We start from the raw sequence: 18,129 nt of genomic DNA, 5'->3' as shown, positions 1-18,129 counted from the left end.
TGGCCGCCGGTGACACCGCGCGGCCACGGATCACGGATCACCGGGCATCGACGCCCGGCGCATCCACATCAAAGGAGTTCCCATGAGTGTTGGCGTTTTTGATCTGTTTTCGATCGGAATCGGACCCTCGAGTTCACACACCGTCGGCCCGATGCGGGCCGCAAATATTTTTGCCACCGAACTGCGTGATCACAATCTGCTGGGCAGCGTCGCCGAGCTGAACGTTCACCTGTACGGCTCGCTCGCGGCCACCGGCCGCGGACACGGCACCCAGGGCGCGATCCTGTTGGGCCTCTCGGGGTTTGATCCGGAAACCATCGGACCCGACACCGTCACCGAGACCCTGGCCGGCATCGCCGCCGGGGCGCCGCTGCTCCTGGGCGGCGAGCGCGCGATCACCCTGGGGGAGGACGATATGATCCTCCACCCGCTCACCGTGCTGCCTCGGCACACCAACGCGATGCGGCTGAGCGCCCTGGATGCGGCCGGGGTCGAACTCGCCACCGAAACCTTCTATTCGATCGGCGGCGGCTTTATCACCCGCGACGGTGCGCTTCCCGATACCGTGCTGGATACCGGGCCGGTGCCGCTGCCCTTTGCCAGCGCCGCCCGGCTGCTCGAGCACTGCACCGAACTCGGCATCGACATCTCCGAGGTCATGCGCCAAAACGAGCTCGCCACCATCGATGCCGCGGGCCTGCGCTCGGGCCTGCTGCATATTCGTGACGTGATGAACCAGTGCGCCGACTCGGCGATCGCCCGCACCGGGGTGCTCCCGGGCGGACTCGATGTGAAGCGCCGAGCGCCCGCCTGGCATGAGCGTTTACGCGCCTTGGATCCGCACCGCGATCCGCTGTACTGGCAGGAGTGGGTCAACCTGGTGGCCCTCGCGGTCAACGAGGAAAACGCCTCGGGAGGACGGGTGGTCACCGCCCCGACCAACGGCGCCGCGGGCATCATCCCCGCCGTGCTGTTTTATGCGGTCCACTATGCCCCGAGCGTGCGGGCGCTGATGAGCCCCGACGGCGGCACCGAGGCGAGCGCCGAGCTGCTGGCCCTGCGCGATGACATCACCGAGCGCTTCCTGCTCACCGCGGCGGCGATCGGGGTGCTCTATAAGGAGATGGCGGCGATCTCGGGCGCCGAGCTGGGCTGCCAGGGGGAGGTGGGCTCGGCCTCCTCGATGGCCGCGGCCGCCCTCGCCGAAATCCTCGGCGGTACCCCCGCCCAGGTCGCCAACGCGGCGGAGATCGCGATGGAGCACAACCTCGGACTCACCTGTGACCCGGTGGGCGGGCTGGTGCAGATCCCGTGTATCGAACGCAATGCGATCGGCGCCGCCAAGGCCGTCAACGCGGCGAAGATGGCACTGTGGGGTGATGGCACCCATCGGGTATCCCTCGATCAGGTGATTCTCACCATGCGTGACACCGGAAATGACATGAGCAGCAAGTATAAGGAGACCTCGCTGGGTGGCCTCGCCGTGAACGTGGTGGAGTGTTAATACAGCACAGGAGGGTGTTGTTCACGGTGTTTCCCCTGGTAATACCCGTAGAGTTTTGAGACCTATGTTGTCTTGCGAAGGGGTCTCATGACGACCGTCGAACAATCCGCCCCGGCGACGCCGGCATCCCGGTGGCACCCGCGCCGCTGGTTTGAGACCGTTCGCCGGCTGCCCTTCAGCTTCGGTCTGATCGCCGTCGTGCTGTTCCTGGGTGCCACCACCGGTGCCCTCTGGGATCCCTTGCGTCACCGCCACTGGTTCCACCTGGTGGCCTACGGTGTGCCCGCATTCGATGCCGGACACTGGTGGACCCTGATCACCGGAATGTTCTGGGCAGCCCACCCGGCAATGTACGTGTGGTTCCTGATTCTGGTGCCGTTCTCGCTGATCCGCCTGGAGCTGCGTCGAGGCTCCGGCGTGGCCGCCGGGTACTTCATTTTTGGCCAGCTGGCGGCGGTGCTTACCAGCGCACTCTTCCTCTCAATCTTCTCCGATTTGGGCTGGGAGTGGGCCGATAATCTGGCCACCACGGTGACCGTGGGCATGATGCCCGGACTCTTTGCCGCGCTAACCGCGACCATCAACAGCCTGCCCGATCCCTGGCGCAGCCGGGGCCGGATGATCCTCATCTATGTGGCCGCGATCGGCGTGCTGTTCCTGGGTATTCTGCCCGCGCTGCTCAACGCCGCGGCGATCATTATTGTGCTCGCGATGGGCACCCGCCGCCGCAAGCGCGCCCCCAGTATCCATGAGCGTCGCTTCACCACGTTTGTCACCATCCTGGGCCTTGGCGCGATCCAGCTGATCCTCACCGTGGTGCGCACCCACGGGCCCTTCGGCGACACCTCGCTGCTTGAGGGTTCCTGGGGCCACGCGGTCGTGAACGCGCTGATCATCCTGGTGCTGGCCAACGGACTGCGCACCGGCCGCCGCCTGGCATGGGTCCTGGCCCTCGGTCTCTCGCTGATCAACATCCTGGCCGGCCTGTCCTTCTTCCTGATCGTGCAGACCAGCATTCCCGAGCTCGAAGAGATCCGCGCCTACGCGAGCAGCACCAACGTGACCATCGCCGACGGCGTGCTGTGGCTGATCTTCTTCATCTACCTTCTGGTGGCCCACGGCGCCTTCACCGTGCCGTTCCGTCGCCGCCTGCCCGGTGGTGGCGGCGGCAATGAGCGCAGCGTCCGCGAGGTTCTGCGCGAGAGCGGCGGCGGCACCCTGTCCTGGATGACCACCTGGCCCGGAAACCGGCACTACTTCAGCCCGACCGGCCGCGGCTTTGTCACCTATCAGGTGCATGCCAAGACCGCGATCGCGCTGTCCGACCCGATCGGACCGGTCGCCGAGCGCACCGAGACCGCCCGCCAGTTCATCGCCTCGGCCGAGAAGGCCGGGTTTGTGCCCTGCTTCTTTGTGGCCAGTGAGGCCCTGCGCACCGAATCGCTGCCCACCTGGCGTTCGCTTCAGGTTGCCGAGGACACGATCATCGACCTGCCCGGCCTGGCCTTTACCGGTAAGCGCTGGAACTCGGTGCGGACCTCCCTCAACAAGGCCGACCGCGAGGGGGTGACCTTCCGCCTGACGCACCTGTCGGCCGAGCCGCGCAAGGTTCAGCAGCAGGTGCGACAGATCTCCGAAGCGTGGCTCGGAGATAAGGGTCTGCCCGAGATGGGCTTCACCCTGGGTGGAGTCGATGAGGCGCTGGATCCCTCGGTTCGCCTGGCCCTGGCGTATAACGCCGAGGGGGAGATCGATGGGTTCCTGAGCTGGCTCCCGGTGTACGGCGAAAACGGCACTATTCACGGCTGGACCCTGGACCTGATGCGGCGCCGCGAGGGCGGTTTTGGTCCGGTGATGGAGTACCTGATCGGTCGTTCGGCCCAGGAGTTCTCCGCCGAGGGCGCGATGATCGCCTCCCTCTCCGGTGCGCCGCTGGCCCACCTGGGCCAGCGCGGCGGCAACATCATCGACAACCTTCTGAGTGGGCTGGGAGAAGCCATCGAGCCGCTCTACGGATTCCGCTCGCTGCACGCGTTCAAGCGGAAGTTCAACCCGCGTTATGAGCCGGTCTACCTGCTCTACCGCGACGAGGGTGACCTGGCGCGGATCGGGCTGGGCCTCGGTCGCGCCTTCCTCCCGGATGCCACGCTGCCCTCGCTGGTGCGCAGCCTGCGCGCCCCGAAATAACCCGCAGTCACCACGCAGAATCCGCGCCGAGCCTCGTGCCCCGGCGCGGTTTCTGCGTCGGGGACGGGGGTTGCTGCAAGACTGGGGGCATGTCCACGAGCCCGATCGAAGCCGAAGCCCGCGCCATCCTCGCCGATTTGACCGGCGTTCCGGATGCCCACTTTCACGAGGGCCAGTTTGAGGCCATCAGCACCCTGGTCGATGCACGGCGCCGCGCGCTGGTGGTGCAGCGTACCGGTTGGGGCAAGTCCGCCGTGTACTTCATCGCCACCCTGCTGCTGCGCCGCCGCGGCGCCGGACCCACCCTGCTGGTTTCGCCGCTGCTCTCGCTGATGCGCGATCAGGTGGCGGCGGCCGCCCGGGCCGGGGTGCGCGCGGTTGCGATCAACTCGGCCAATGCCCACGAGTGGGACGATGCGCGCCAGGCCCTGGCGAATGACGAGGTAGACGTGCTGCTGGTCTCACCCGAGCGGCTGAACAACCCGCGCTTCCGGGACGAGCAGCTGCCCACCCTGATGGGGAGGATCGGCCTGCTGGTGATCGACGAGGCCCACTGTATCTCCGACTGGGGTCACGACTTCCGTCCCGACTATCGCCGGATCGCCGAGCTGATTCGTGCCCTCCCGGCCAACCTGCCCGTTTTGGCCACCACGGCCACGGCCAACGCCCGCGTGGTCACCGACATCGAGGAACAGCTGGCCGTGGATGCGGGTGGCGTAGTCACGATCCGCGGTTCGCTGGCGCGCGCCTCGCTGCGCCTCGGCGTGCTGGAACTGCCGGACTCACGTGCCCGCCTGGGATGGCTGCTCAGCCATCTGGGTGATTTCCAGGGCAGTGGCATCATCTACGCGCTGACCGTCTCGGCGGCCGAGGATACCGCCCGGCTGCTGCGCGATGCCGGGCACAATGTGCGCGCCTACACCGGCCGGACCGACACCGATGAGCGTGCCGAGTCCGAGCTGATGCTCAAGAACAACGAGCTCAAGGCCCTGGTGGCCACCAGCGCGCTGGGGATGGGCTTCGACAAGCCCGACCTGGGATTTGTGGTGCACCTCGGCGCCCCGTCCTCCCCGGTCGCCTACTACCAGCAGGTGGGTCGTGCCGGTCGCGGGACGGACCGCGCCGACGTGCTGTTGCTGCCCGGAACCGAGGACCGCGAGATCTGGCGCTACTTCGCGACCGCCTCGATGCCCGATGAGGAGCGCGCCCGCGCGGTCCTGGAGGCGCTCGGCTCCGATCCGATTTCCACCCCCGCGCTGGAGGCCTGGGTGAATATCCGACGCACTCCGCTGGAGCTGCTGCTCAAGGTCCTGGATGTGGACGGCGCCGTGCACCGGGTGACCGGCGGCTGGGTCGGGACCGGCCAGCCCTGGACCTACGATGCCGACCGCTATGCGCGAATCGCGCGAGCCCGCCTCGACGAGGAGGCGTCGATGATCGAGTATCAGCGCACCACCGAGTGCCGAATGGCGACGCTGCAGCGCGACCTGGATGATCCGACCGCGGCGCCCTGCGGTCGCTGTGACCGCTGCACCACCGCCTGGTATCCCTCCTCGATCAGCGAGCAGGCGGCCACCGAGGCCGCCGGTTCCCTGGATCGGGTGTCGGTTGAGATCGAGCCGCGCCGTCAGTGGCCCACCGGTGCCGACCGCCTGGGCATCACCCTGGCCGGGGCCGCGGTGCGTGGCAAGATTCCCGAGGCCCTGCGCGCCGAACCCGGGCGCGCGATCGCCCGACTCACCGACCTCGGCTGGGGCGGGACCCTCCGCGAGATTTTCGCCCCGGGCACCCCGGATGCGCCGGCCAGCCCGGCACTGCTCGGCGCCGCGATTCGTGTGCTGGCCACCTGGGGGTGGAGCGAGCGACCGGTCGCCGTGGTGTCGGTCCCCTCGCGCTCGCATCCGCAGCTGGTGGACTCGGTGGCGCGCGGCCTCGCGGGTGCCGGCAAGCTGCCGTATCTGGGTTCGCTTGAGCTCGTGAATGGCGGCCCGCGCGGCAGCGCCGGCGGCAACAGCGGCTATCGCCTGGCCGGGGTCTGGGACGGTTTCACCGTGGGACCCGACCTCATGGCACACCTCGCGCAGGTTGGGCCCGGCCCGATCCTACTGGTGGATGATCGGGTCGACAGTCGGTGGACCCTCACGGTCAGCGCCCTCGCGCTGCGTCGGGTCGGTGCCACCGCGGTGCTGCCCTTCGCGCTGGCCCTCGTCGCCTAGCATCAACACAGCGGGCCCGTAACCCCACTCAGAGGTTACGGGCCCGTTGTTGTTTTCTAGGCCGAGGCTGGCGCGGCGAATTCCTCCGGGACCAGGAATCCCTCATCCAGCAGCTCGCGGAGACGGGGGAGCAGCTCGGCCCCGAGGGCCGCCTCATCCACCTCCAGGAGCTGGGCGATCGCCGACACGAGCACACCCACCTCCAGGGTTCCATCGCTCGCCCCCACGATCGCCGCAAGGCCCGTGTCCAGGTCCACGGTGCGACCAAATCCGGCACCCTGATGCAGGATCATGACGGACGGATCCTCATTCCCCGGCCAGTAGTGTCGCTCCTCGGTCACGTCCCCGCTCACCCGGAGAGCCTCGGCACCCAGTGCCACATCGTCGCGAGCGGCCTGCCAGTCACGCGCCGCAAGCACCTGACCAATGTGTGCCCCCAGGGCGCCGGAGACCCGGCTGGCCACACGTTCGAAGCGTCGCCAGGGAGCCAGTCCCTGATCACCGCGCCGCAGCAGTACATAGCCGAAGCCGATGCCGGTGGTGGCTCGGCGATCGAAGTCATCCAACCAGGCGCCACACAGGCGCTCAAACTCGGGATCACCGGGGCGGGTGCCTCCGTCTCGAATCCAGGTTTCCGCGTAGCGCACCGGGTCCTGACGCTCACGCTCGAGGACCCAGGCATCCACGTCGGCGTCCAACCACCCGCGAATCCGATCAAACGCGTCCTCATCGGCGCGATACTCCCAGTTACCAAGCATCTGCACAATCCCGCCGGGGACGAGGAAGCGCGGCGCCGTCTCGATCATCTCGCGGACAATGTCGTCCCCCTCGCGGCCGCCATCACGGTACTCGTACTCGGGGGCACCGGCATCGCGCGGAGTGATGACAAACGGCGGGTTCGACACGATCCGGTCAAAGCGCTCTTCGGCCACCGGCTCAAACATATTCCCCAGACGGAATTCGATACCCTGGGCCCGATTGAGGTCGGCGTTAAAACGGGCGATATCGAGCGCGCGCTGGGAAATGTCCGTGGCGATGACGCGTTCGGCATGACGGGCCAGGTGCAGCGCCTGAATGCCGCATCCGGTTCCGAGATCCAGAGCCAGCGAGATCGGCTCGGGGATGATCAACCCGGCCAGGGTGCGGCTCGCACCGCCGACGCCCACCACATGGTCCGCACGCAGCGCACCACCCACGATGAGTTCCCCCAGGTCGGCGGCCAGCCACCAGTCAACCGACTCGGCGCCGTCGGTAAAGGTATAGGGCCGCAGCTCAAGCTGGGCACGCACCACCCCGGCCTCAACCCCAACCAGCGCGAGCGCTTCGAGGCCGGCCACGCCGGTTTCGGGGAACGCGCTATCGACCTCCGCGGCGGTGCAGGACTGACCCAGCACAAACAGTCGCGCGCAAATCACACGGGCAAACGTCGGGTCGCTGGGGTCGTCGTCGCGGGCGATCAGCAGTCGCTGGATCGGCAGGGTGTTACCGCGAACGAGGGCGGCATCGGCATCCTCACCCCAGAGCGCGAGCAGGCTCGCGGTGCGGTAGTCGGCGCGGAGAAGGTCGGCGCGCAGGGCGTCGATGAATGCTGGATTTTGCTCGAGAGTCACCCACCCATTCAACGCCATTTCCGGCAGCGAACGAAACCACCGGGACACTAACCTGCTTGAGCGGTGTCACCACAGGAGTCGCGGTAACCATACTGAGAAGTTAGCGCATGGCGAGGATCGCAGTGGCGTTATCGGGTGCAAAATCAAAGTCCACGGCCACCGACTCACCCGCCAAAACCCCGGGTAACCAGTATCGTGCGTCGTCCCACATGAGGTCGAAGGGAACCTCATCAACCGGGACCCATCGGGCATCCAGCTCGGCCGTGGCGATCGGCTCGCCCCGATGATCGCGCGCGCTAAACACCCAGGAACGCTGACTCCACTCGGTTCGCGACGGGAAGCGATAGTCGATGTAGCCATGAGCACGGAGGTCTTCCGGCGCCACAACCAGGCCCACCTCCTCGAGCACCTCGCGCACAATCGCCCGGGTCGGGGTTTCGCCCGGCTCGAGTTTTCCGCCGGGGGCAACCACCCGCCCCTGGCCGAGACCGCGACGCTTTTCCCCCAGCAGAACCTCATCCCCGCGTGGCGTGGAACGGATCAAATAACACACACAAACTTCTGGGAGTTCCATCTAATCAGGCTATCGTGCCGCACGCGGGCCGATCATTGCGTACCCTTGTTCGGGGACATCCGCAAAAGGAGCACTCATGCGAACCACCGCCAACGACCTGATCAGGCTACGCCGCGACGCCACTCTCGAGCGCGCGGTGCTGATCGAGGCGCACGCACGCGCCGGCGAGGACCCGCACGACTTTATCCCCACCCTGCCGTCCATCGACGAGCTGGTGGTGACCGAGCTGCGCAATTCCGAGATCGACGATCGTGGGCTCACCGCCCAGTACATTCTTGCGCGCATGGCCGGAGCGAGCTCGCGCCCCGAGGCCGCACTGCACGCCGCGGATGCCGACCGCGTGGAGCGTGAAATCCTGCGTGAAATCGGCCTGATCCACCCCGAACTGGCCCGTACCGTGTGGAGCATGCTCGGCCGCCTCGACGCCGCATGAGCATTTTGTCCTCGGGTCACGGCGTATCGGCACCCCGCTATGCCCCGGAGATGCGCGGGTTCCCGGCGGTGCGGCGCACCGCCGATGCTCAGCCTCAGCCCGTAGAATCAATTGTTATGTCGTGCGCCCTGTGGCACGCCTGAGACTGCCTATGACACGATTTCGCCCCCTGAAGCGCACGCGCACCGCACTCATCGCCGCACTGACGGCCATGGGTGTGCTGAGTGCGCCGCTGGCCGCGCAGGCCGTGACGATCCCGGCCGCGCCCCCCACAAGCATTACCGTGAGACAGGAACCCGCCGCGGCTCCCACCGAGGGCGCCGCGGTTTCGCTTACCCAGTCCTCTCCGACGATCGCGCCGGACGGAACGATCACCTTCACCACCACGATCACCAATTCCACCGGTTCTGCCCTGGCCGCGGGCAAGGCGACGCTCAGCTCTGGGCCGCTTCCGCTGTCCACGTTAGAACAGTTCACCGGCTGGTTTGACCGCTCGATTGATGTGCGTTTGCCCTACGCGCTGGCCTCGGTTTCGGTGCCCGCATTGGCACCGGGAGAGAGTTTCACCACCGACCCCGTCACGCTGACGGCGGAGCAGTTGGAACTACATTCCGTTTATGGAAATTACGCCGTTCGCGCCTACTACGTGACCGGCCCGGAGATTTCCGAGGCTCGCACCAGCGTCCTGTTTGACCCCGGTACCGGGGCCACCACGGGCGGCTTGGCCATTGCCGTGCCGATCACCGCGCCGCCCAGTAGCGCGGGCCTGATTCCGGTGGAATCACTGACCGAGTGGACGGCGCCGGGAGGCATCCTGAGCCGCGAATTGGACGCCGCCCTTGATCGTCCGGTGACCCTGGCTATTGACCCGATGATTCTGGCCTCGATTCGCAGCCTGGGCACCACGGCCCCGGAGTCCGCCACTAACTGGCTAAACCGGTTACATAACGCCTCGAACCCCAGTTTTGTCCTGCAGTACGCCGATGCAGACGCCGCCCTGCAGGCCCAGGCCGGAGCCGACACCCTGCTCGCACCGACCTCCCTGTCCTACGGACTACTCCCGGCTAATTTCCCACCCCCACACGACTCCACACAGGGTTCGAGTGCGACGCCCGAGACGCCCGACCTTCCCACCCTTGACCAGCTCACCGCGTGGCCCGCCTCCGAACAGGGGATCGTGTGGCCCGGATCAGACTCGGTCAAAGCCTCCGATCTGAAGGTCATCTCCGCCTCCGATGGGCACACCACGCTGCTCGATGGCTCGGCCCTCGAACCGGAAAAGGACTCGACCCCCGGCGCGCATCGCACGGTGGACGGCAACGACGTACTCGCGGCCGAGCCGACGCTTACCAAGCTGATTCAGGATCTGGTTCACCCTGGGTTGGACGGTCAGCCCGGCGCCGATCTCACTCACATTCGCGCGGCCTTTGCCGCGCTGGCCACCGAGCGCGGGGCCGATCAGCGCTCGTACCTGGTGACGCTTCCGCGCGGATGGGCGGATACCGCCGTCAATCTCGACGCGGCGATCGCCCAGCTTTCGACCATTCCCGAAACCCACATCGTCTCCCTGGACACCCTCCGCGCCCAGCCCGCGGTCGAGGGAACCCTCGTGGAACACTCGGTCCCGGGCGAGCGAGTAAAGGCCGCAAAACTCCTCCTACAGCGCGAACAGGACCTCAACCGGTTTGCCGGTGCCCTTGAGGATCCGGCCCTGCTCACCGGACGCGAGCGGGCGCAGCTGCTCTCGCTATTTGCCGTGGCCTGGCGTGACCAGGGATCCGCCTGGAATGGTGCGGTGACCGAACATGATGAGCAAACCACCGCGACCCTGGGCGGCATCACGCTGGCCCCCACCACGCAGTTCAACATGGTGAGCTGGCAGTCAAACCTGGGATTCTCGGTGCGCAATGATCTGCCCTATGCGGTCAAGGTCACCCTGGACGTGGAATCCGACAACCTGCGTCTGGCAATCGATTCCTCGGTGACCCGGGAAATCAAGCCGTTTGCCACCGAAAAGTTCACGGTTCCGGTGCGCGCGCGGATTGGTAACGGCCAGAGCACCCTCTCGCTGAGTCTGCACGCACCCGACGGAACACAACTGGGGGCGGCCAGCTCGGTGCGCGTCAACGTGCGTGCCGACTGGGAAATCATCGGCTCGGTTGCGCTGGGGAGCCTGGTGTTCCTGCTGCTGGCCGGTGGGCTGTTCCGCACCATTCGCAAGCGGCGCCGCGGTGCGGGAGACCCCGCACCCACGATCGAAACCAGCGATTCGGCCCAGGATACGCAGTCAGATCCTGATGCGCAGTCAGATCCTGCTGCCCAGGCTGCCTCGGATGCTGAGCCTGCCTCGAATGCGGGCGACGACCCAGACGCTGCGACACGCTCAGACACTCAGGCCGACCCGGATGCCGGCCCCGATTCACTCCCCGAAAAGGCCCCCACACATGGCTAAACCCGCTTCCATCGCGGGGATCGGTCGCGCAAGCGCCTTCCTCGCTTCCGGCACCATGGTGTCCCGTGTGCTGGGATTCATCAAGGCGATCCTGATCGCCCGCACCATCGGCCAGGTGGGTGTCAGCGGTGACGCCTTCGCAACCGCGAACATCCTGCCCAACACGATCTTTACAATCATCGCCGGCGGTGTACTCTCGGCCATCCTGGTCCCGCAAATCGTGAAGGCCACGGTGCACGCCGACCGCGGCGCCGCCTATATAAACAAGCTGCTCACGATCACACTCAGCGTGCTCGCCGCGACCACCCTGGTCGCGATGGCCGCGGCGCCGTTGCTGATTAAACTCTGGGCCTCAAGCTACGGTCCCGAACAGGCTGCCCTGGCCACCGTGTTTGCCCTGTGGTGTCTGCCACAGCTGTTCTTCTACGGTCTGTACTCGATGCTTGGGGAGATTCTCAACGCCCACAAGATTTTTGGGCCGTTCACCTGGTCGCCGGCGCTGAACAACGTGGTCGCGATCGCCGGTCTCTTTGTGTTCATCGGCATGTTTGGTGCCGACTCTCAGGGGCTGCGCACGGCCTCCGAATGGTCCCCGATGATGGTTGCGGTCCTCGCCGGAAGTGCAACCCTCGGCGTTGCCGCCCAGGCCCTGATCCTGTTCCGTTACTGGAAGGTGCTCGGCCTGCGCTTCCGCCCCGACTTCGCCTGGCGCGGGGTGGGACTGGCCGAGACCGGCAAGCTCGCCGGCTGGTCGTTTGCGATGATCATGGTGACCACCGCGGCAGGCATCGTCCAGTCCCGCGTGGTCTCGGCGGCTTCCGGTCCGGATAACCCCTCGATCTTTGCGTTGCAGAACGCCTGGCTGATCTTCATGCTGCCGCACTCGGTGCTGGCCGTCTCGCTGACCACCGCGTACTTCACCCGGATGGCCGAGCATGCTCGCGCCCTGGACTACGACAAGCTCAAACTCGATGTGTCGGCGGCGCTGCGCAACGTGAGCCTCATGATTGTCGCGTCGGCCGCCATTTTGTTCACCGTAGCCTTCCCCTTCGGATTCCTCTTCACGGGTTCGCCGAGCCAGGCCATCGGCATCGGTTTTGTGATCATCGCGTTTGTGGTTGGTCTCGTGCCGTTCTGCTTCCTGTTTGTGCTGCAGCGCACGTTCTACGCGCTGGGAGACACCCGAACCCCGTTCTTCTTTACCGTGTTCCAGGCCGTGCTCTTCAGCGTTTTGGCGGCGGGATGTTTGCTGCTGGATAAGTCGCTGATCGGGTTTGGTGTGGCGCTGGCCACCAGCATCGCCGGAACCGCCCAGGCGTTTGTGGCGTTCTTCCTGCTGCGTCGTCGACTGCGTGGGCTCGATGTCCAGCAGATCGTCAACAGCATGGCAATCTTCACGTTCTCGGCGATCCCGGCGACCATCGTCGGCGTGGTGAGCATGCTTCTGATGGGGGGCATGAACACCGGTGGCTGGGCCTTTAGCAGCCCGATCACCGCGATCATTTCGATGATCGTGGCCACCGGTGTCACGGGCGGTGTTTATCTGCTGTTCCTCTGGGTGCTGCGTGCCCGCGAACTGGCGACGATCACCGCGCCGTTTGCCAAGATCTTCAACCGCCTGCGCCGGTCCTAGGCCGTTCGCTCGCCGTTTTCTGGGCGTCCATCTCCCTCGGGAATGCATGCCACGTACAATGTGTTCTACCCTCCAACAGGACATTCTCAAGGGAGTCTAATTGCGTAACGTCATCATCATCGGATCCGGCCCGGCCGGCTACACCGCCGCTATCTACGCGGCGCGTGCGAACCTCAATCCGCTCCTGATCGCCTCGAGCGTTCAGGCCGGTGGCGAGCTCATGAACACCACCGAGGTCGAGAACTTCCCCGGTTTCCCGGAGGGTATCCAGGGTCCCGAGCTCATGGCCAAGATGCAGGAGCAGGCCGAGAAGTTTGGCACCGAGGTCCTGCTGGACGATGTCACCGAGCTGGACCTTTCCGGCGACATCAAGCGTGTGGTCACCGGCTACTCGGGCGAGTTTGAGGCCGAGTCGGTGATCTTCGCCACCGGTAGCGCCTACCGCAAGATCGGTCTGGCAGATGAGGAGCGCCTGTCCGGTCGCGGCATCTCCTGGTGCGCAACCTGCGACGGCTTCTTCTTCAAGGAAAAGACCATCGCCGTTGTGGGTGGTGGAGACTCCGCCATGGAGGAGGCCACCTTCCTGACCAAGTTCGCCAGCAAGGTCTACGTGATCCACCGTCGTGACACCCTGCGTGCCTCGAAGATCATGCAGGAGCGCGCCCACGCGAACGAGAAGATCGAGTTCATTTGGAACGCCGAGGTCACCGGCATCAGCGGTGAAAACGCCCTGAGTGGTGTCACCCTGACCGACACCGTCACGGGGGAGGAGCGCGAGCTCGCCCTGGACGGTCTGTTTGTCGCGATCGGTAACGACCCGCGCACCCACCTGGTGCACGGCAAGCTGGATCTGACCGAGGAGGGCACCATCGCCGTCTCGGGTCGCTCGTCCAAGACCAACGTCGCCGGCGTCTTCGCCGCGGGTGATGTGATTGACCCCACCTACCGTCAGGCGGCCACTGCGGCTGCTTCCGGTGTCGTGGCAGCCCTGGATGCCGAACACTATCTCGCAGCGCGGGAGAGCGGCGTACAGGACCCCGCAGGCATCGATCTCGCACCCGCTAACTAAGAACATAAGGAGTACATCATGAGTGCACGTTCAGTATCCGAAGCAACGTTCCAGGCCGAGGTCCTCGACTCCGAGAAGCCGGTTCTGGTTGATTTCTGGGCCGAGTGGTGTGGCCCGTGCCGCATGGTCTCGCCGATCCTCGACCAGATCGCCGCGGAAAACACCGACAAGCTCGACATCGTCAAGGTCAACGTGGACGAGAACCCGCAGCTGGCTGCGCAGTTCCAGATCACCTCGATCCCCGCGATGAAGGTCTTCAAGGCCGGTGAGGTTGCAAAGACCATCATCGGAGCCAAGCCCAAGGCAGCCCTCGAGGCAGACCTGGCCGCGTTCCTCTAGGCCAAGAACAAACACAAAAACCCCGGATTATCCGGGGTTTTTGTGTTTAACTCGGTACGTGGTGTGTGGACCTAAGCGGGGTCAATGCTCTGACCGAGCTCTCGAAGGATCCGATTTAGGTCACCCACGGTGGCGAAGTCGATGGTGACCGAGCCTTTACGGGCCCCCAGAGTGACCTTCACGCGGGTGTTGAGGCGGTCGGCAAGGGTTTCGGCTACCTCGTCCAGGTATCCACGCTTATTGCCTGCTACGGGCTTGCTGGAGCGCGGGGGAGCGGACTTGGTAGCGGCGGACTCTGCCGCGCGCACGGACAGGTCCTCGTTGATGATCTTGTCCGCCAGGTGATGCATTTTCTCCAGGTCGTTGACCGAGAGGATCGCACGTGCGTGTCCGGCACTCAGGACACCGGCGGCAACCTTCTTCTGCACTGAGGCGGGGAGCTTCAGCAGACGCAGGGTATTACTGATCTGCGGGCGTGAGCGTCCGATTCGTTCGGCCAGCTGCTCCTGGGTGATACCGAAGTCGCTGAGGAGCTGCTGATAGGCGGATGCCTCTTCCAGCGGGTTCAGCTGCGAGCGGTGCAGGTTTTCCAGCAGGGCATCGCGCAGCATGTCCTCATCGGCGGTCTCCTTGACCACCGCGGGGATGCGCTCAAGGCCCACCTCGCGGCTTGCCCGCAGCCGCCGCTCACCCATAATCAGCTCGTACTTGCCAGCCTGGGTGGGATGCGTGCGTACCACGATGGGCTGAAGCACTCCCACCTCGCGAATACTGACGACGAGTTCGGCCAGGGCCTCCGGCTCGAAGTAGGTGCGCGGCTGGACCGCGTTGGGGATGACATCGGCGGGATTGATGTCGATAAGACGCGCCCCTGGTACCGAGACCAGCTGCGGTTCGGCATCGGTGGCGGCTTTTGCGCCCGAGTTTTTGCCCGCCGGCTGCTCGGTGGCGGGGAAGAAGACGTCGACCGGTCGGGAAGCTGTGGGGTTATCGCTGGTCGGAATCAGCGCGCCGATTCCGCGGCCAAGCCCCGTGCGTTTTGTTGCCATTATTAGGCGTCCTTTCGGATGGTCGACTGACGCTGTTCAAACTTGCGACCCCACACGGCGATCTCCGCGGCCGCTTCGAGGTAGGAAACCGCGCCGAGGGAGCTCGGGTCATAGCTGATGACCGTCTGCCCGAAGCTCGGTGCCTCGGAAATACGCACGGTACGTGGGATGACCGTGTGTAGTACCTGGTCGGGGAAGTGGGTGCGAACGTCCTCGGCGACCTGATTCGACAGGTTGGTTCGCCCGTCAAACATCGTCAACAGAATGGTCGAGAGCCGAAGGCCCGGATTGAGGTGCTCACCGATGAGTTGGATGCTACTCAGGAGCTGACTGAGGCCCTCGAGCGCGTAGTACTCGCACTGAATCGGGATCAGGACCTCGCGAGCGGCCACAAAGGCGTTGATGGTCAGGAGGCCGAGGGAGGGCGGGCAGTCAATGAAGACATAGTGGTACTGCCCCGCGGCCTCCTCTAGGAGTGAGTCCACGGCTGTGCGAAGCAGGTGCTCGCGACGGTCCTGGGTTACCAGTTCGATTTCCGCGCCGGCCAGGTGGATCGTTGAGGGTGCACAGAAGAGGTTCTCGGGAAACTCCGGGCTGGGCATCACAACATCACTCAGGGCGAACCCGTCGATCAGAACGTCGTAGATACTGGGGGTTTCGGCCGTGTGCTCAACGCCGAGCGCGGTGGACGCATTGCCCTGCGGGTCCAGATCGATAACCAGTACTCGCGCCCCAGCCTTAGCGAGTGCCGCGGCAAGGTTGACGGTGGTGGTGGTCTTTCCCACCCCACCCTTCTGGTTGGATACCGCAAGCACTCGGGTCTCGCGGGGGAGCGGCACGGGGAACTGGCCGATTACACGGCGACGCTTACTCAGATCCGCAATCTCGCGCGCGAGAGGCGTTCCTGCGTCTGGGGTGGCGGTTTCGCCGGTGACCTCGCGGTCAGGCTGTGATTGTTTCACGTGAAACGGGCTCCGATCTGTGTCCTCTTAACCGTATCGCGCCCGGCCGACATTTGGGGTGTCGATTTCCGCGTGCCGACGCACATTGACTCATAGGATCGCGCACGCCAACCGGGCATCTTCGGGCAGACTTCCGTACCGTCGTGCCGCCGAGCCACACTGGTCACAAGAAAGGTTTCACGTGAAACATCTGCCCCATGCTGACGCGTGCCGATACCTGGCACCCACTGCACCCGGCATCGATTGATACGCGCGAGCGTTCGTCGCGATCGCCCCACTATACGGCGATACAGCGATACGACACGAGTATGCGGGAGCGTCCGGCGTTGATCTGTCGGGCCGTGTGCTCCTGCTGGGCTCACTCCGAACCGAGACACACCCACCCCCCCCCCCGACAGAAGGCCCGTAGTTTCGGCGCAAACATTTTGCCCGAGGTTTACGCACATTCGGCGACAGACGCGCTCTACGTGATCCCGCTATGTTTCACGTGAAACATGATGTCCATCCGCAGCTAGCGGTACATCCAGGTGGGGGAGTGACCCTACCCGACGAACGCACGCTTCCGACGATAACAAATCGATCCGACAGGCCTGTGGGGCGCAACAACCACTTATCCCGAACCGACCGCGGCCCGCGCCTGGCACAACGACCCGTCATCCCGCACCTATTCGTGTACCCTACTCACTCGACGGCGTCGACGGATCATTGCCTAGCTGCACAACCTCCGCTCCTCCGCGGCGTCTGTGACAAGAGGCAGTGCCCAGCCACGACTAGCCAAGCCCCGCCCTGCCACTTGGACGGTGTGATGCCCGGTCGGCCTGGCCTCGGCAGGATCACGAGCATAGATGAGACTTGCTCACGAGGCGACACCGAGGATCGTGAGGGTCCCTCCCACCCGAACTCTCGGTCTCGTACCTCCTCCACTCCGGCCGATTGGCGCTGCTCCCAATCAAACGGAAACGCTGCGCCATTCGTCCAGGCGCCATGGGCTGGCCTGTCAGAGCCGCGGCACCCGAGCTTTGCCTTGACCCTTGTCCCTTGTCCCTTTGCTCCCTTGTCCCTACGCTCCCTTGTTTCCTTGCTCCCTTGTTTCCTTGCTCCCTTGTTTCCTTGCTCCCTTGTTTCCTTGCCCTTCCCGTCATCCCGTCTTTCCACCAAGCCCAGGTCCGATCGAGGCCCCGCCCCTTAGCCCTCGGACCACAAGCCGTAGTCCACAAACCGCAGTCCCACACTGCACCTCACAGCCGAGACGCGACGCGCAAGGCCGAGGACGTTCAACTCACGGCAGACACCAACCCACACCAGACTGCGGATTTCCATGGACCTTGCTGCTCCCCGCAGCCTTGGGTCCGACAGCCCGGGAGCCACGAACTCCCGCCATCTCACGCCCGCAACCGCGCCACCCCCTCGCGCCATCTTTTCCCCATGGAAGAGTGACGGTGCTCCCGCATAGCCGCATAGCCTCGTGGCCCCACAGCCCACAACCCCACAGCCGCGGCCGCAGGATGTTTCACGTGAAACGCTAAGCGCGTCACCGCAACCAGTACCAAATCGGGCCACCACTTTAGGGCTCCTTGACCCAGTTCGCAACCATCTTGAACCAAGGTCCTACAGGCGAGTCCGACCACGTTCAGAGGAACGCGGAAGCCAGTAGTTCAACAATCACGGGCTGCATAAACCCACCAACAAATCGGCCCCGACACCTATAGTTCGGCCATGCGTGGCGGAACCGCATCCGCACCTCGGGGGAACCACTCTCGGGTTCGAGCTTCACCCAAAGCGAAGAGCTCGCGGCAACGAGCTCTAACTAGATGAGAGACCAACACGGCAGCATCGGGCCTCAACGCACGCGGCGGTGCGAGGGGGAGGTGAGGACAGACGATGACACATCATCCAGGCGGTGCGCGCGGCAGCATCGGATCCTGCCCACTCACGCACAGCGCGAACCACCACCGTTAACAAGCGCTGCGGCCGCCCAAGGCTGACTGCTTCTGGCAGTAGGCAGCAGGCAGCAGGCAGCAGGCAGCAGGCAGCAGGCAGCAGGCAGCAGGCAGCAGGCAGCAGGCAGCAGGCAGCAGGCAGCAGGCAGCAGGCAGCAGGC

Annotated in this window: 12 protein-coding genes; 8 read left to right on the top strand and 4 right to left on the bottom strand. The window is 65.2% G+C overall.

All coding sequences use genetic code 11. The features are described from left to right. Positions 1-82 precede the first annotated feature (82 nt). From M2390_RS11590 to M2390_RS11580, 3 genes are all read left to right on the top strand, one after another. Entirely contained in the window at positions 83-1,504 is a 1,422-nt protein-coding gene (locus M2390_RS11590) for an L-serine ammonia-lyase (RefSeq protein WP_259178880.1), read from the top strand. Between the two features lie 87 nt (positions 1,505-1,591). After that, a complete protein-coding gene (locus M2390_RS11585) occupies positions 1,592-3,691 on the top strand; it encodes a bifunctional lysylphosphatidylglycerol flippase/synthetase MprF (protein WP_259178878.1) in 2,100 nt (699 codons plus the stop codon). 89 nt (positions 3,692-3,780) lie between these two features. After that, positions 3,781-5,907, top strand: coding sequence for an ATP-dependent DNA helicase RecQ (locus M2390_RS11580; RefSeq protein ID WP_259178877.1), 2,127 nt, complete (start codon positions 3,781-3,783; stop codon positions 5,905-5,907). Between the two features lie 56 nt (positions 5,908-5,963). Here the strand turns inward: M2390_RS11580 and M2390_RS11575 are convergent, their stop codons facing one another. Both M2390_RS11575 and M2390_RS11570 read right to left on the bottom strand, forming a co-directional pair. Further along, positions 5,964-7,517 (bottom strand): methyltransferase, encoded by a 1,554-nt coding sequence (locus M2390_RS11575; RefSeq protein WP_259178875.1) that lies wholly within the window; start codon positions 7,515-7,517, stop codon positions 5,964-5,966. A 100-nt stretch (positions 7,518-7,617) separates the two neighbouring features. After that, a complete protein-coding gene (locus tag M2390_RS11570) occupies positions 7,618-8,091 on the bottom strand; it encodes an 8-oxo-dGTP diphosphatase (RefSeq protein WP_259178873.1) in 474 nt (157 codons plus the stop codon). 76 nt (positions 8,092-8,167) lie between these two features. On the opposite strand from M2390_RS11570, the gene M2390_RS11565 reads away from it, so the two are divergent. From M2390_RS11565 to trxA, 5 genes are all read left to right on the top strand, one after another. Further along, on the top strand, positions 8,168-8,524 hold the full coding sequence (locus M2390_RS11565; protein ID WP_259178872.1) for a hypothetical protein: 357 nt from the start codon (positions 8,168-8,170) through the stop codon (positions 8,522-8,524). 151 nt (positions 8,525-8,675) lie between these two features. After that, positions 8,676-10,976: an MSCRAMM family adhesin SdrC gene (locus M2390_RS11560; protein ID WP_259178870.1), complete on the top strand. Its 2,301-nt coding sequence runs from the start codon at positions 8,676-8,678 to the stop codon at positions 10,974-10,976. Continuing rightward, entirely contained in the window at positions 10,969-12,609 is a 1,641-nt protein-coding gene (gene murJ, locus M2390_RS11555; protein ID WP_259178869.1) for a murein biosynthesis integral membrane protein MurJ, read from the top strand. The genes M2390_RS11560 and murJ overlap by 8 nt, the downstream gene beginning before the upstream one ends. 100 nt (positions 12,610-12,709) lie before the next feature. Next, positions 12,710-13,678 carry a thioredoxin-disulfide reductase gene (trxB, locus tag M2390_RS11550; protein ID WP_030147586.1) on the top strand — a complete coding sequence of 323 codons (969 nt, stop codon included), beginning with the start codon at positions 12,710-12,712 and terminating at the stop codon, positions 13,676-13,678. Positions 13,679-13,696: 18 nt separating this feature from the next. After that, positions 13,697-14,017 (top strand): thioredoxin, encoded by a 321-nt coding sequence (trxA, locus tag M2390_RS11545; RefSeq protein WP_259178865.1) that lies wholly within the window; start codon positions 13,697-13,699, stop codon positions 14,015-14,017. Positions 14,018-14,088: 71 nt separating this feature from the next. Here trxA and M2390_RS11540 read toward each other — a convergent pair whose 3' ends face one another. Together M2390_RS11540 and M2390_RS11535 are read right to left on the bottom strand one after the other, a co-directional pair. Then, positions 14,089-15,066: a ParB/RepB/Spo0J family partition protein gene (locus tag M2390_RS11540; RefSeq protein WP_121687806.1), complete on the bottom strand. Its 978-nt coding sequence runs from the start codon at positions 15,064-15,066 to the stop codon at positions 14,089-14,091. Between the two features lie 2 nt (positions 15,067-15,068). Further along, a complete protein-coding gene (locus tag M2390_RS11535) occupies positions 15,069-16,028 on the bottom strand; it encodes a ParA family protein (RefSeq protein ID WP_310503982.1) in 960 nt (319 codons plus the stop codon). Positions 16,029-18,129 lie beyond the last annotated feature (2,101 nt).

Origin of the sequence: Mycetocola sp. BIGb0189 (genome assembly GCF_024810155.1) — a bacterium.
Lineage (GTDB): Bacteria > Actinomycetota > Actinomycetes > Actinomycetales > Microbacteriaceae > Mycetocola > Mycetocola lacteus.
This window is presented reverse-complemented; position numbering and strand designations above follow the sequence as displayed.

Coding starts and splice junctions, on each gene's coding strand:
- M2390_RS11585 (WP_259178878.1), top strand. CDS start 1,592: ATGACGACCGTCGAACAATCCGCCCCGGCGACGCCGGCATCCCGGTGG.
- M2390_RS11540 (WP_121687806.1), bottom strand. CDS start 15,066: ATGGCAACAAAACGCACGGGGCTTGGCCGCGGAATCGGCGCGCTGATT.
- murJ (WP_259178869.1), top strand. CDS start 10,969: ATGGCTAAACCCGCTTCCATCGCGGGGATCGGTCGCGCAAGCGCCTTC.
- M2390_RS11590 (WP_259178880.1), top strand. CDS start 83: ATGAGTGTTGGCGTTTTTGATCTGTTTTCGATCGGAATCGGACCCTCG.
- trxA (WP_259178865.1), top strand. CDS start 13,697: ATGAGTGCACGTTCAGTATCCGAAGCAACGTTCCAGGCCGAGGTCCTC.
- M2390_RS11580 (WP_259178877.1), top strand. CDS start 3,781: ATGTCCACGAGCCCGATCGAAGCCGAAGCCCGCGCCATCCTCGCCGAT.
- M2390_RS11565 (WP_259178872.1), top strand. CDS start 8,168: ATGCGAACCACCGCCAACGACCTGATCAGGCTACGCCGCGACGCCACT.
- M2390_RS11570 (WP_259178873.1), bottom strand. CDS start 8,091: ATGGAACTCCCAGAAGTTTGTGTGTGTTATTTGATCCGTTCCACGCCA.
- M2390_RS11560 (WP_259178870.1), top strand. CDS start 8,676: ATGACACGATTTCGCCCCCTGAAGCGCACGCGCACCGCACTCATCGCC.